Genomic DNA, 13,718 nt, shown 5'->3' with positions numbered 1-13,718 from the left:
CGTCAGCTTGGACGGAGGCACGACATGAGCCCATCGCGGATCGGACTGCAAAGCCTGAAGGCCAAGGTGATGCCTGCGGACGCCGCCGCGGCCCTGATCGGACCCGGCGAGACGGTAGGCATGAGCGGCTTCACGGGCTCGGGTTATCCCAAGGCCGTGCCGATGGCCCTGGCCAGCCGCATCGAGGCCGAGCACGCGGCCGGAAACCGCTTCCGCCTGCGGGTCTGGACCGGCGCCTCGACCGGGCCGGAACTGGACGGCGCCCTGGCCAAGGCCGACGGCATCGAGTTCCGCCTGCCCTACAACTCCGACCCCATCGCCCGGGACAAGATCAATCGCGGCGAGATGGACTATTTCGACATGCACCTGTCCCAGGTCGCGCCGATGGCGTGGCAGGGGTTCCTGGGCCCGCTGGACACCGCGCTCATCGAGGTCAGCGGCATCCGGCCCGACGGTTCGCTGATCCCGTCCTCGTCGGTCGGCAACAACAAGACCTGGATCGACCGCGCCTCGAAGGTCATCCTGGAGGTCAATCGCTGGCAGAACCAGGCGCTGGAGGGGATGCACGACATCTACTACGGCACGGCCCTGCCGCCGAACCGCGTGCCGATCCCGCTGATGCGGCCCGACGACCGTATCGGCGAGGCCTATTTCCGCTGCGACCCGGACAAGATCGTCGCCATCGTCGAGACTGACTCCCCCGACCGCAACCTGCCGTTCGACGCCCCGGGCAAGGACCATCGCGCCATCGCCGGCCACCTGTTGGAGTTCTTCCGCCACGAGGTGGCGCGCGGGAGGCTGCCGGCCAGCCTGCTGCCGCTGCAGTCGGGGGTCGGCAACATCGCCAACGCGGTGATGTCGGGCCTGGTCGACGGGCCGTTCGACAACATGACCGCCTACACCGAAGTGCTCCAGGACGGGATGCTGGAGCTGATGGAGTCCGGCAAGCTGCTCATGGCCTCGGCCACGGCCTTCTCGCTGAGCCCCGAGGCGGCCGCGACCTTGAACGCAGACATGGCCCGCTTCCGCGACCGCCTGGTGCTGCGCCCGCAGGAGATCAGCAACCACCCCGAACTGATCCGCCGCCTGGGCTGCATCGCCATGAACGGCATGATCGAGGCCGACATCCACGGGGCCGTGAACTCGACCCACCTGATGGGCTCGCGGATCCAGAACGGCATCGGCGGCAGCGGCGACTTCGCCCGCAACGCCTATGTCTCGATCTTCATGGCGCCGTCGACGGCCAAGGGCGGCAAGATCTCGACCATCGTCCCGAAGGCTCCGCACGTCGACCACATCAACCAGGACGTCCAGATCCTGGTCACCGAGCAGGGCCTGGCCGACCTGCGCGGTCTCTCGCCCCGCCAGCGGGCCGAGGTCATCATCGAGAACTGCTCGCACCCGGACTATCGCCCGGCGCTGAAGGACTACCTGGCAAGAGCGCGTCGGTACTCCTACGGCCAGCAGTCCCCGACGCTGCTGATGGAGGCTTTCGCCTGGCACCAGCGCTTCATCGAGACGGGGGACATGCGCGGCTAGCGCTCCGAGGCTTGAGCCGCATCAAGGCGCGGTCGGCCGATCGCGTCGATCTTGCTGGCTTCGAGTCCGGAGCGTTCGATGACCGACCAGCAGACCGCGTTCGACCAGATCGGCGGCGCTTCGCGCGTGGACGCCCTGGTCGAGGCTTTCTACGATCTCGTCGAGACCGACCCTGCCTATGCCGGTCTCCGGGCGATGCACGCGCGCGACATGACGACGGTGCGCGCCGCGCTGAAGGGCTGGCTGACCGGCTGGCTGGGCGGCCCGCGCGACTGGTTCGCCGCGAATCCCGGCGTCTGCATGATGTCGATGCACCGCGCCATGCCGATCGACGTCGCGACGGCCGGTCAATGGACTGACGCGATGGGCCGCGCCTTGGCTCAGGTCGAGGTCGACCGAGAAATGGCGGCGGCCCTGCACGAGGTCTACGGCCGGATGTCGGCGAACATGACGACCCGGTAGGTCTCTACAGCATCGACGGGATCACGCGGTCCGGTGGCCGGTGGCCGTCCATGAAGGTCTTCACGTTGACGATGACCTTCTCGCCCATGTCGATGCGGCCCTCGACCGTGGCCGAGCCCATGTGGGGCAGCAGCACGACATTGGGCAGCTTCAGGAGCTTGGGATTGATCGCGGGCTCGTGCTCATAGACGTCGAGGCCGGCGCCGGCGATCTCGCCCTTGGCCAGCATGTTGGCCAGGGCCCCTTCGTCGATCACCTCGCCGCGCGCGGTGTTGACCACGATGGCGTGCGGCCGCAGCAGCTTCAGCCGACGGGCCGACAGCAGGTGGTAGGTGGCCGGGGTGTGGGGGCAGTTGACCGAGATGAAGTCCATCCGGGCCAGCATCTGGTCGAGGCTTTCCCAATAGGTGCAGCCCAGCTCCTCGGCGATGCGCGGGCTGACGGGCTTGCGGTTGTGATAGTGCACCTGCATGCCGAAGGCCTTGGCGCGGCGGGCGACGGCTTGGCCGATGCGGCCCATGCCGATGATGCCCAGGCGCTTGCCCCACAGGCGGCGACCCAGCATCCAGGTCGGCGACCAGCCGTGGAAGCCGCCGGACTTGACCACTTCGGCCCCTTCGACGATGCGGCGCGAGGCGGCCATGATCAGGGTCATGGTCAGGTCGGCGGTGTCTTCGGTGAGGACCCCCGGCGTATTGGTGACGATGATGCCGCGGGCATTGGCCGTGGCGACGTCGATATTGTCGACGCCGGCCCCGAAATTGGCGATCAGCTTGAGCCGATCGCCGGATCGCGACAGAAGGCGGGAGTCGATACGATCGGTGATCGTCGGCACCAGCACGTCGGCGCGGCCCATGGCGTCGACGAGTTCATCCGCCGTCAAGGGTTTGTCGGAGACGTTCAGTTCGGTATCGAACAATTCGCACATCCGCGTCTCCACCGGATCGGGGAGTTTGCGGGTGACGATGACTTTGAGCTTGCGGGCGGCCATGGGCGGTTTGAAAAGCTCTCTCTGACGGGCGTTTGAAAGCTGTAGCAAAGGGGCCCGAGGGGGCCAAGCAACATGCCGTCGAAATCAGAACATCGTTCGTCCCGAATGGGTTTCGCCTTGATCGGTGTCACTTTGGCCCTGCTGGCGGGACCAGCGCGGGCGGAAGGGCCGAAGATCACCCCGTCGGGGCTGGAGGTTCCGCGCTACGTCTCGCTGAAATATGCCGAGGTCAATGCGCGCAATGGTCCGGACGAAGCGCATCGGCTGCTGTGGATCTACCACGCCAAGGGCCTGCCGGTGCAGGTGGTGGCCGAAACGCGCGAGTGGCGGCGGATCTGCGACCCCGAGGGCGGCCTGGCCTGGGTCCACAAGCGCACCACCGATGGCCGCCGCTCGGCCATGCGGGTGCTGCCGACGAACCTGCCCCTGCTCAACGCCCCTAAGGCGGGGGCCAGGGTCAGCGCCTATCTGAAGGGCCGATCGGTCGCCCAGCTCGACAAGTGCGAGAAGGGCTGGTGCAAGCTGCGCGCCGATGGCTCGGCCGGCTGGGCCAGAGAAAGCGACATCTGGGGCGCCGATCCGGCTGTGCAGTGTCGCAAGGGTTAGGCGGCGATCCCCCATCATCCGGAAAGGCGTCCGGCAGGGAAACGTTGAGACCTGACCCGCCGCCGTGCTAGGGGCGTGCCCATGCAGAAGAACGCCTACACCTTCGAAGAACTCTTGGCCTGTGGCCGCGGCGAGCTGTTTGGCCCCGGCAACGCACAGCTGCCGGCCCCGCCGATGCTGATGTTCGACCGGATCGTCCGGATCGAATCCGACGGCGGCAAGCACGGTAAGGGCTATGTCGAGGCCGAGTTCGACATCAATCCGGACCTCTGGTTCTTCGGCTGCCACTTCATCGGCGACCCCGTCATGCCCGGCTGCCTGGGCCTGGACGCCATGTGGCAGCTGGTCGGCTTCTTCCTGGGCTGGTCGGGTGGTCCCGGCCGCGGCCGCGCCCTGGGCGTCGGCGAGGTGAAGTTCACCGGCCAGGTGACGCCGGACGTCAAGAAAGTCGTCTATAAGATCGACTTGAAGCGGGTGATCATGCGTAAGTTGGTCATGGGAATCGCCGATGGCGTCCTGGAAGCCGACGGCAAGGCCATCTACGAAACCAAGGATTTGAAGGTGGGCCTGTTCACACCCGAACAGATGGCGTCCTGATCCGTTAGACGAGACCGGCCCTATAGAGCTGGCCCCTGACGGATTTCGAGGGGGAGAAGAGGATTTACGATATGCGTCGCGTCGTCGTCACCGGACTGGGGATCGTCTCGTCCATCGGCAACAACGCCAATGAGGTGTTGGCGTCCCTGCGGGAAGCCAAGTCCGGCGTGATCGCCGCGCCGGACTATGCCGAGCGTGGTTTCCGCTGCCAGGTCCATGCCGCGCCCCAGATCGACTGGGAGGCTCTGGTCGACCGGCGCGCCGCGCGCTTCCTGTCGCCTGGACTGGCCTATGCCCACGTCGCCATGGAGCAGGCGATCGCTGACTCCGGTCTGGAAGAGACCGAGATCTCGAACGAGCGCACCGGCCTGATCGTCGGTTCGGGCGGCCCCTCGACCAGCATCATCGTCCAGGCCGCGGCCACGACGATGGAAAAGGGTCCCAAGCGGATCGGTCCGTTCGCGGTGCCCAAGGCCATGAGCTCGGGTCCGTCGGCGGTGCTCTCGACCTGGTTCAAGATCCGCGGCATCAACTATTCGATCAGCTCGGCCTGCGCGACCAGCGCCCACTGCATCGGCGCGGGCGCCGAGCAGATCCAGATGGGCAAGCAGGACATCATCTTCGCCGGCGGCTGCGAGGAGCTGGACTGGACCCTGTCGAACCTGTTCGACGCCATGGGCGCCATGAGCAGCAACTTCAACGACCGTCCGGCCGTGGCCAGCCGCGCCTATGACAAGGCTCGCGACGGCTTCGTGATCGCCGGCGGCGCCGGGATCGTGGTGCTGGAAGAGTATGAGCACGCCAAGGCGCGCGGCGCCAAGATCTACGGCGAGCTGGTCGGCTATGCCGCCAATTCCGACGGCTACGACATGGTCGCCCCGTCGGGCGAGGGCGCGGCGCGCTGCATGCGTATCGCCATGAAGGACGCCGGCGACCGCGCCATCGACTACCTGAACCCGCACGGCACCTCGACGCCGGTCGGCGACAGCAAGGAAATGGGCGCGGTGCGCGAGGTGTTCGGCGACAAGGCCCCGATGATCTCGTCGACGAAGTCCCTGACCGGCCACAGCCTGGGCGCCGCCGGCGCGCAGGAAGCCATTTACTCGATCCTGATGCTCAACAACGACTTCGCCGCCGAAAGCGCCCATATCGAGGAGCTGGACCCCGAGTTCGCCGACCTGCCGATCCTGCGCCAGCGGGTCGACAAGCGGCTGGAAACGGTGATGTCCAACAGCTTCGGCTTCGGCGGCACCAACGGCACGCTGATCTTCAGCCGCGCCGACTAGGGCGCGGTTGTCGGCTCGCGAGGCCTTCGATCTCTACAAAGCCGGCCGTCTGGCCGAAGCCGTCGCCGTGTGCGAGCGGTTGGTCGAGGATGCGCCCAGCGTCGAGGCCTGGCATCTGCTGGGCGTCGCGCGACTGGGCCTGGGCCAGATCGGAACCGCGCTGACGGCGCTAGACGCGGCTCTCGCGCTCGATCCCATGCGGTCGGGCGTGCTGTCGGCGAAGGCGTTGGCGCTCAACGGTCTTGTCCGCGACGACGAGGCGGTGGTCGCCGCCTGGACGGCCTTGGCCGTCGATCCCGAAAATCCAACAGTTCTCAACGCCTTGGGCGTGTCGCTCCGCCGCCTCGGTCGCGCGGCCGAGGCCCTGGCGGCCTATGACGCGGCGCTGGCGATCACGCCGGGTTTTATCGAGGCGCTCTGCAACCGCGGCGTCGCCCTGACCGACCTAGGGCGCTTCGAAGAGGCCCTCGCCGCCCACGACCGCGCCGTGGCCGCCGCGCCGAAGTCGGCGCAAGCCCTGGCCAACCGCGCGGCGCTGAAATCGCTGCTGAACCGTCCAGCCGAGGCGGCGCGGGACCTGGAAGCGGTGCTAGACCTCGACCCGCTGCATCCGCGTCTGGCCGGCGATCTGCTGTGGGCGCGCCGCCAGGTCTGCGACTGGCGCGAGGACGCGGCGCTGGACATGCTGGTCAAGGCGGACCTGAAGCTTGGCCGGCCCGCCATCTCGCCGTTCGCGGCCCTGGCGATCTTCGACATCCCGGCGCTGCACCGTCGATGCGCGCGGCTGACCGCCCCGCCGTCGGTTCCGCGGCCGGTATGGCCGGTGCGACCGGCCGGCGAGCGGATCCGGGTCGCCTATCTGTCCTCGGACCTGCACGAGCACGCCACGGCGCGGCTTCTGGCCGGCGTTCTGGAAGCGCACGACCGCTCGAGATTCGAGATCTTCGCGGTTTCGTATGGCCCCGAGACCGATAGCCCGATGCAGGCGCGACTAAGGGCGGCCTGCGAGCATTGGATCGAGGCGCGCGGCCTTTCCGACGCGGCGATCGCTCTGAAGTGCCGCGAACAAGGTGTTGATATCGCAGTGGATCTGAAGGGCTACACTCAGGACGGCCGACCAGGGATCCTGGCGCACCGCGCCGCGCGGGTTCAGGTCGGCTGGCTGGGCTATCCGGGGACCTTGGGCGCCCATGCCGACGTGGTTCTGGCCGACGCCGTGACCATCCCGCCGGGCGCGGAGTCCGACTGGTCCGAGGCGGTGGTGCGTCTCCCGCACTACCAGCCCAACGACGCCCTGGGACCGGTATTGCCGCCGCCCAGCCGCGTCGAAGTCGGCTTGCCGGAAGGCGCGACGGTATTCTGCTGCTTCAACAACCCGGCCAAGATCACACCGGAGGTGTTCGCGGCCTGGATGACGATCCTGAGCGCGGCGCCAGGCGCCGTTCTGTGGCTCTATGCCGGCGCGCCAGGCGCGGCCGACAACCTGGGCGCCCACGCCGTCGCGGCCGGGATCGCGCCTGAGCGCCTGGTCTTCGCCGAGCCAGTCCCGCACGATCGGCATCTGGCGCGCCACGCCCTGGCCGATCTGGTTCTCGACACCTGGCCCTATGGCGCCCACACCACCGCCAGCGACGCCCTGCGCATGGGCGTACCCGTGCTGACCCTGCCCGGGAAAAGCTTCGCCAGCCGGGTTGGCGCCAGCCTCCTGGCGGCCGCGGGCCTGCCTGAACTGATCGCCGGGTCCGAAGCCGACTACGTCGCCAAGGCCGTCGTTCTGGCTCGCGATCCGAGCCTGAAAACCCGCGTCGCCGAGGCGGTCAGGCGCTCGGATCTGTTCGATCCTGTCGCCTTCGCGCGGTCGCTCGAGGCGGCCTATGCTGGCCTCGGCCCACGCTGAAAGCCGCTGAAGGGTTCCGCGCGGCCTCGGCCCCTGCTAACCAACGGTCAACGATTTACGAAAGAGGGCCCACATATGGCCGACGATTACGCGTTCCCGAAGGGCGAGCTGATGCGGGGCAAGAAGGGCCTCGTCATGGGTGTGGCCAATCACAACTCGATCGCCTGGGGCATCGCCAGCCAGCTGGCCGCCCAAGGCGCCGAGATGGCCTTCACCTATCAAGGCGAGGAGCTTGAGCGCCGCGTGCGCCCGCTGGCCGAGAGCATCGGCGTCAAGACGATGATCCCCTGCGACGTCACCGACGACGCTTCGATGGACGCCGCCTTCGCGGAAATCGAGAAGACGTTCGGCACGATCGACTTCGTCGTCCACTCGGTGGCCTTCGCCAACAAGAACGAGCTGAAAGGTTCGTTCGTGGACAACACCACCCGCGAGGGCTTCCTGTTGGCCATGAACATCTCCGCTTTCAGCTTCGTGGACGTGGCCAAGCGCGCTTCGAAGATCATGCCAAACGGCGGGTCGCTGATCACCATGACCTATCTGGGTTCGGAGCGGACAATCCCGAACTACAACACCATGGGCGTGGCCAAGGCGGCTCTGGAAGCCTCGACCCGCTACATCGCCCGAGACCTGGGCCCCAAGGGCATCCGCTGCAACGCCATCTCGGCCGGCGCCATGCGCACCCTGGCCCTGGCCGGCATTTCGGGCGGTCGCGGCATGATCGCCCAAGGCCGCGCGTTCTCGGCCATGAAGGAAGACACCTCGATGGAAGGGGTCGCCGGCTGCGCCCTGTGGCTGGCCTCGGACCTGGGCAAGTCGACCACGGGCGAAGTCGTCCACGTCGACGCCGGTTTCCACATGATGGGCATGCCGGACGCCGAAGAGGCGTAGGCCTTCTCAGGCCCTAAGGGGCGTAAGCCCGCATGAACCTCTCGGCCGCCTCCCTCGCGAGGCGGCCGTATTGTTCCGGGGTCTTGTCGGACGGCAGGCGCAGAAGGGACCTTAGCTGGCTGTGGCCCATGACCATGCCGGAGAAGAACTCCGCCGCCTGGTCGAAATCCTCGACCTTCATCCGGCCCAGCTCGGTTTCGGTCTTCAGGAACGCCGCCAGTTGCCGACGGGCGCTCAGCGGCCCGGCCTCGAAGACCTCCTGGGCGATGTCGGGCATCTCCCCCGCGCCCAGTATGATCACCCTCAGCATCGAATAGCTCTTGTTGGTGACCACGGTGTCCAGCACCGAGCGGGCGTAGGCCTCCAGGGCCTGGGCCGGATTGCCAGCCTTCTCGGGGTCGCGCAAGGGCGCGGTAATGGCCTCGACCCGGCGGTTCATCAGGGCTCGCATCAACTCGGCCTTGGAGCCGTAGTGATTGTAGACCGTCTGCTTGGAGACCCCGGCCTGGCGGGCGATCGCCGCCATCGGGGCGGCTAGGCCCCGTTCGCCGATCACCTCCACGGCGGCGTCCAGGATGGCCTCGCTCTTGGCGACGTCGATCTGTCCGGGCACCCTTGGCATTAGAAAACTCTGAGCATCAGTGAGCGTCCGAAGGCGGCGGGGCGTTCTTGACCGGGGCGGCCAACAGCGACACGCCGGCGGCGACGAAGCAGCCGATGGCCAGCAAGGTGAAGCTGTCGCCGAACGCCAGCACCGTGGCCTGCTGCTGCATCATGCCGCCGATGGCCTTGCGGGCCGCGCCGCCGGGGTCGGCGACGCCCAGCTGCTGCATCCGTTCCATCAGTCCCGCCATCATGCCGGCCGTCGCGCCGCCCTGGGTCACCTTTGAGGTCAGGTCGTCGTAGTAGAGCGCCGTCTGCTGGGAGATCGAGGTGGCGAGCAGGGCGAGGCCGATGGCCCCGCCGGTGTTGCGCGACAGGTTCACCAGGCCGGAGGCGTTCTTGACCATGTGCGGGGGCAGGGTGCTCATCGTGATCTGCTGGGTGGCGATCATGGCGATCATGACGCCGACGCCGCGACAAGCCTGGACGCCGGCGAATTCCCAGAAACCCCAGTCCTTGGTCACCCCGTGGGCCATGTACATGCCCCAACCGGCCAGGATGAAGCCGATGAACATCGGCACGCGCGGGTCGGTCTTGCGCACCAGCCGGCCGGCGATCGGCCCGGTCAGGAACATCGACAGGCCCGAGACGATCATCGTGGTGCCGACCTCCGACGCCGAATAGTGGCGAACCCGGCCCAGGAACTGCGGCAGCAGGAAGGTGCCGCCGAACAGGCTGGCGCCCGAGACGGCCGTCATCAGCACGCCGACCGAGAAGTTGCGATTGGCGAAGGCGCGCAGCTCGACGATCGGGTTCTTGTAGGTCAGCTGTCGCCAGATGAAGGTCGCGCCGCCCAGGACGGCCACCACGGTCAGCCACAGGATGCCGCTGTCGTCGAACCAGTCGTCCTTGGCGCCCTCCTCCAGCACGAACTGCATGCTCATCAGGAAGATCGCCATGACGATCAGCCCGAACCAGTCGAAGCCCTTGGCCAGGCTGGGATCGCCCTTGTCGAAGTCGGCCCAGCGATAGACTCCGAACAGCACGATCAGGCCCGTGGGGACGTTGATGAAGAACAGCCACCGCCAGGACAACGCCTCGGTCAGGTGGCCGCCCAGGGTGGGGCCGACGGTCGGGGCCAGGGTGACGATCAGGCCCATGATCACGCTGGCGGTGATGCGCCGCTCGGGCGGGAAGGCGGTGAAGGCCACGGCGAACACGGTCGGGATCATCGCCCCGCCGATGAACCCCTGCAGGGCTCGCGTCAGGATCATCATGTCGATCGACGAGGACAGGCCCGTCAGCACGCTCATGACGATGAAGCCCGTGCACGAGATCAAATAGAGGCGCTGGGTGCCCCACAGGCGCGACAGGTATCCCGACAGCGGGATCATCACGACCTCGGGGATCAGGTAGGCCGTCTGAATCCAGCTGATCTGGTCGGTGCTGGCCCCGACCCCGGCCTGGATCTGCGGCAGCGAGGCCGCCACGATCTGGATGTCCAGGATGGCCATGAACTGGCCGATGACCATGGCCCCGAAGCCGAGGAACAGCTTGGTCCAGTCGACCTCGGGCTTTGTCGGGGTCTGGGGAGCGGCGGCGGGCAGGGCGGCGTCGGTCATGACGCGCTCCTTCGCTCTAGCGGTCCAAGCCCTGGCGGGCGACCTGCGGCGTGGCTTGGCCGGCCTCGGCGAAAGAAGGGCCCGACCGGTCGCGGACGTCGACCTTGATCTCGACCGAAAGGCCCGGACGCAGGGCCGCGCCGAGCTGGCTGCGGTCGACCACGATCTTCACCGGCAGGCGCTGGGTGATCTTGGTGAAATTGCCGACGGCGTTCTCGACCGGGATCAGGGCGAACTCCTGCCCGGTGGCGGGAGCGAAGCTGTCGACCTTGCCGACGATCTTCTGCTTGCCGAAGGCGTCGGCCTTGATCTCGACCGGCTGGCCGACGCGGATACGCGAGACCTGGGTCTCCTTGAAGTTGGCGACGATATAGGCCTGGCCCAGGGGCACGACCGACATCAGCGCCACCCCCGGCTGGACCAGCTGGCCCGGGCGGACCGAGCGGGCGCCGACCACGCCGCCGGCGGGCGCGCGGATCACGGTGCGTTCCAGATCCAGCTTGGCCTGCTCCACGGCGGCGTGGGCGGCGGCGGCCTGGGCGATGGTCTGGGCCTTGGCCGAGCCGAGCGACTGGGCGGCGCGCTTCTCGGCTTCCAGGGCGGCCTGGGCGCTGGCGACGCTGGCGGCGGTCTGGGTGGCGCCGGCGCGTTCGGTCTGGACCTTCTGCTGCGAGACCCAGCCTTGCTTGGCCAGGGCGTCGTAGCGCTCGAGATCGGCCTTGGCGCGGCCGGCGTCGGCCTGGGCGCTGGTCACGCCGGCGGCCTTCTGGGCGATCATCGCCTGTTCAAGGCTGTTCTTGTCGTCGACGGCGCGAATGGCCGCGTCGGCCGCGCTGGCGTTAGCGATCGCCTGGTCGAGGCGAGCCTGGAAGGTCGAGGGGTCGATCTTGGCCAGCACTTGGCCGGCCTCGACCCGCTGGTTGTCGGCCACCAGAACCTCGGCGACATAGCCCGAAACCTGCGGGCTGACCTGCACGGTGTCGGCCTGGACGAAGGCGTTGTCCGTGCTTTCGAAGTGCTGCTTGTCGAGGAACCAGAACGTCCCGCCCACGACGACGACGGCGAGGGCGACCCCGCCCGCGATCATCGGGACCAGCTTCTTGTTGCCCGCGGGCTTTTCTGGCGACGCCATGACCTGTTCCGATCGAAAGAGTTCGAGCGCCGGATACTGGGGTCCGGCGCGCGCTTCAAGGGATAAATGGACGCACCCGTCCAAAAATCAATGATCGGGGAAAGGTTCCCGCGAGCTAGGCGGCGCGGCGAGCGTTCGCGGTTTCGGCCAGGCGGAAGCGCTGCACCAGTCGGCCCAGTTCGCGCGCCTCTTTGGAGAGCGCGTGGCTGGCGGCGGTCGACTGCTCGACCATGGCGGCGTTCTGCTGGGTTGCCTGATCCATCTGGTTCACGGCGGTATTGACCTGATGCAGGCCGGTGGCCTGCTCCGTGGCAGAGGCGGCGATCTCGGCGACGATGCGGTTGATGTCGTGTACCCCGGCGATGATCCGCCGCAGGGCTTCGCCGGTTTCACCGACTAGGCCGACACCCTCGTCGACCTGTTGGGCCGAGGCGTTGATCAGGGTCTTGATCTCCTTGGCGGCGTCGGCCGAGCGCTGGGCCAGGGCTCGGACTTCCTGGGCGACCACCGCGAAGCCTCGTCCCGTCTCGCCCGCCCGGGCGGCTTCTACCCCGGCGTTTAACGCCAGCAGATTGGTCTGGAAGGCGATTTCGTCGATCACGCCGATGATGGCGCCGATTTCGCGAGAGCTGCTTTCGATCTGGCCCATGGCGGCCACGGCGCGGTCGACGATGTCTCCACCTTTTTCGGCGTCGTTGCGGGCGCTGTCGACGGTGCGGCGCGCGCTGCCCGCGCCCTCGGCCGTGCGGCGGACCGTAGCGGTGATCTCGTCCAGCGCCGCGGCGGTTTCTTCAAGGCTCGCGGCCTGTTGCTCGGTGCGACGCGACAGGTCGTCGGCGGCGTGGCTGATCTCGCCCGAGCCGGCCTGAATTCCGCCGACAGCGCCGTTGATCACGCTCATGGTGTCCGCCAACTGCTCCATGGCCGCGTTGAAGTCGCCCTGCAGCTTGCGATAGGCCGGCGGGAAGGTCTCGTTCAGGCGGAAGGTCAGGTCGCCGGCGGCCAGGGCTTCCAGTCCTTTGCCGACGCAGGCGACCACTTGCGCCTGTTCGCGGGCGTTGCCCTGGCGCTCGATCTCGCCGGCTTCGCGCGCGCGCTCGGCGTCGGCGCGTTGGTCGGCGGCGACGCCTTCCAGGCGGATCTTCTCCAGCGCGGCTTCCTTAAAGGTCAGGACGGCGGCGGCCATGCCGCCGATCTCGTCCTTGCGGCCCACGGCCGGCACCTCGACGGCGTTGTCGCCATCGGCCAGGCGACGCATGGTGGCGGTCATGGCGGTGACCGGCGCGGCGATGGCGTTCGACAGCAGCCAGCCCATCAATACGGCGACGCCGACCGCCAGGGTTCCGCCAGCGGCCAGGGTGATCAGGCCGGCGCGGAAAGCCTTGACCTGGTCGGCGCGACGCTGGGCCAATTGGTCCTCCTCGACCTTCGCCATGGTCTCCAGCACCTTGCGGACATTGGTCAGGCGACCGGTCGTGGCGATCGTCGCGCGCGCCTGATCAAGTTTCGTCGGATCGTCGGTTTCGGCGATCTGCTTGCTGATCTCGCCTTCGAACGTGGCGACGGCGGAGGTCAAGGCGTCCGCGCGGGCCTGCTCGTCGGGGCTTTCGACGCCCGCCGCGATGCGCTTATAGGCCTCCGCGTACTCGGCCTGGTACTTTTCGCGTTTTTTCAGGAACGAGGCATCCCGACTGGCGACGTAGCCGCGCACGGCGTTCTGCTCTTCGACCAGGGCTCCGGTGGTGTCGGCGATCGCGTCGATATAGGCGTAGCTGTGCTCGTTGAGCGCCGTGATCTTCTGGATCGACGAAAGGCTGCCGGCCACCAGCGCCCCCGCGCAAATGACGCCGGCGACCAGCGCGGCGAACGCGATCAGCAGTTTATGCGCAACCTTGAGATTAGACATAGGCAGTGCCCCAGGACCCGAAGTCGAGGGCAAGATGCCGGGGCAGGGTTAATAAACATCAAGAGTCTTGATCTAGATCAATGTTAGCTGAGTTCTGAGCGCCAGAAATCGATTTCTCGCGCTGGTTACGCGCTACGGGATCCACGTTCGCGGCGTTTTGACGCAGCCCGTGTCGTCAATACTGCC

At 67.6% G+C, this 13,718-nt stretch carries 12 protein-coding genes; 7 read left to right on the top strand and 5 right to left on the bottom strand.

The window, feature by feature from the left end; genetic code table 11:
• The first annotated feature begins 24 nt into the window (after positions 1-24).
• Complete coding sequence (gene scpC / locus ACW175_RS23950) at positions 25-1,539, top strand: succinyl-CoA:acetate CoA-transferase ScpC (RefSeq protein ID WP_492102401.1); 1,515 nt, start codon at positions 25-27, stop codon at positions 1,537-1,539.
• A 78-nt stretch (positions 1,540-1,617) separates the two neighbouring features.
• The gene (locus ACW175_RS23945; RefSeq protein ID WP_492102400.1) at positions 1,618-2,001 is read left to right on the top strand and encodes a group II truncated hemoglobin; all 384 of its coding nucleotides are present in this window, start codon (positions 1,618-1,620) and stop codon (positions 1,999-2,001) included.
• A 4-nt stretch (positions 2,002-2,005) separates the two neighbouring features.
• On the opposite strand, the gene ACW175_RS23940 is transcribed toward ACW175_RS23945, so the two are convergent.
• Positions 2,006-2,992 (bottom strand): 2-hydroxyacid dehydrogenase, encoded by a 987-nt coding sequence (locus ACW175_RS23940; RefSeq protein ID WP_099582013.1) that lies wholly within the window; start codon positions 2,990-2,992, stop codon positions 2,006-2,008.
• 72 nt (positions 2,993-3,064) lie between these two features.
• On the opposite strand from ACW175_RS23940, the gene ACW175_RS23935 reads away from it, so the two are divergent.
• From ACW175_RS23935 to ACW175_RS23915, 5 genes are all read left to right on the top strand, one after another.
• A complete protein-coding gene (locus ACW175_RS23935) occupies positions 3,065-3,598 on the top strand; it encodes an SH3 domain-containing protein (RefSeq protein WP_492102399.1) in 534 nt (177 codons plus the stop codon).
• Between the two features lie 81 nt (positions 3,599-3,679).
• On the top strand, positions 3,680-4,195 hold the full coding sequence (gene fabA, locus ACW175_RS23930; RefSeq protein ID WP_099582011.1) for a 3-hydroxyacyl-[acyl-carrier-protein] dehydratase FabA: 516 nt from the start codon (positions 3,680-3,682) through the stop codon (positions 4,193-4,195).
• Between the two features lie 71 nt (positions 4,196-4,266).
• Positions 4,267-5,481 carry a beta-ketoacyl-ACP synthase I gene (fabB, locus tag ACW175_RS23925; RefSeq protein ID WP_492102398.1) on the top strand — a complete coding sequence of 405 codons (1,215 nt, stop codon included), beginning with the start codon at positions 4,267-4,269 and terminating at the stop codon, positions 5,479-5,481.
• A gap of 7 nt (positions 5,482-5,488) precedes the next feature.
• The gene (locus tag ACW175_RS23920) at positions 5,489-7,378 is read left to right on the top strand and encodes an O-linked N-acetylglucosamine transferase, SPINDLY family protein (protein ID WP_492102397.1); all 1,890 of its coding nucleotides are present in this window, start codon (positions 5,489-5,491) and stop codon (positions 7,376-7,378) included.
• 75 nt (positions 7,379-7,453) lie between these two features.
• A complete protein-coding gene (locus ACW175_RS23915) occupies positions 7,454-8,269 on the top strand; it encodes an enoyl-ACP reductase FabI (RefSeq protein ID WP_492102396.1) in 816 nt (271 codons plus the stop codon).
• A gap of 13 nt (positions 8,270-8,282) precedes the next feature.
• Here the strand turns inward: ACW175_RS23915 and ACW175_RS23910 are convergent, their stop codons facing one another.
• The 4 genes from ACW175_RS23910 to ACW175_RS23895 form a co-directional block, all read right to left on the bottom strand.
• Positions 8,283-8,891, bottom strand: coding sequence for a TetR/AcrR family transcriptional regulator (locus tag ACW175_RS23910; RefSeq protein WP_492102395.1), 609 nt, complete (start codon positions 8,889-8,891; stop codon positions 8,283-8,285).
• A gap of 16 nt (positions 8,892-8,907) precedes the next feature.
• Positions 8,908-10,494, bottom strand: a complete 1,587-nt coding sequence (locus tag ACW175_RS23905; RefSeq protein ID WP_492102394.1) for a DHA2 family efflux MFS transporter permease subunit — start codon at positions 10,492-10,494, stop codon at positions 8,908-8,910.
• Positions 10,495-10,510: 16 nt separating this feature from the next.
• Positions 10,511-11,626 carry an HlyD family secretion protein gene (locus tag ACW175_RS23900; protein ID WP_492102393.1) on the bottom strand — a complete coding sequence of 372 codons (1,116 nt, stop codon included), beginning with the start codon at positions 11,624-11,626 and terminating at the stop codon, positions 10,511-10,513.
• Between the two features lie 115 nt (positions 11,627-11,741).
• Entirely contained in the window at positions 11,742-13,532 is a 1,791-nt protein-coding gene (locus ACW175_RS23895) for a methyl-accepting chemotaxis protein (RefSeq protein ID WP_492102392.1), read from the bottom strand.
• Positions 13,533-13,718 lie beyond the last annotated feature (186 nt).

The sequence above is a fragment of the Caulobacter sp. FV1ye6ST genome (genome assembly GCF_058681225.1).
The sequence above is the reverse complement of the archived record's forward strand: the minus strand, read 5'-3'. Positions and strand labels throughout refer to the sequence as shown.

Excerpts from the sequence above, each read along its gene's own strand:
- scpC (WP_492102401.1), top strand. The coding sequence starts at position 25 with ATGAGCCCATCGCGGATCGGACTGCAAAGCCTGAAGGCCAAGGTGATG.
- ACW175_RS23945 (WP_492102400.1), top strand. The coding sequence starts at position 1,618 with ATGACCGACCAGCAGACCGCGTTCGACCAGATCGGCGGCGCTTCGCGC.
- ACW175_RS23940 (WP_099582013.1), bottom strand. The coding sequence starts at position 2,992 with ATGGCCGCCCGCAAGCTCAAAGTCATCGTCACCCGCAAACTCCCCGAT.
- ACW175_RS23935 (WP_492102399.1), top strand. The coding sequence starts at position 3,065 with ATGCCGTCGAAATCAGAACATCGTTCGTCCCGAATGGGTTTCGCCTTG.
- fabA (WP_099582011.1), top strand. The coding sequence starts at position 3,680 with ATGCAGAAGAACGCCTACACCTTCGAAGAACTCTTGGCCTGTGGCCGC.
- fabB (WP_492102398.1), top strand. The coding sequence starts at position 4,267 with ATGCGTCGCGTCGTCGTCACCGGACTGGGGATCGTCTCGTCCATCGGC.
- ACW175_RS23915 (WP_492102396.1), top strand. The coding sequence starts at position 7,454 with ATGGCCGACGATTACGCGTTCCCGAAGGGCGAGCTGATGCGGGGCAAG.
- ACW175_RS23910 (WP_492102395.1), bottom strand. The coding sequence starts at position 8,891 with ATGCCAAGGGTGCCCGGACAGATCGACGTCGCCAAGAGCGAGGCCATC.
- ACW175_RS23905 (WP_492102394.1), bottom strand. The coding sequence starts at position 10,494 with ATGACCGACGCCGCCCTGCCCGCCGCCGCTCCCCAGACCCCGACAAAG.
- ACW175_RS23900 (WP_492102393.1), bottom strand. The coding sequence starts at position 11,626 with ATGGCGTCGCCAGAAAAGCCCGCGGGCAACAAGAAGCTGGTCCCGATG.
- ACW175_RS23895 (WP_492102392.1), bottom strand. The coding sequence starts at position 13,532 with ATGTCTAATCTCAAGGTTGCGCATAAACTGCTGATCGCGTTCGCCGCG.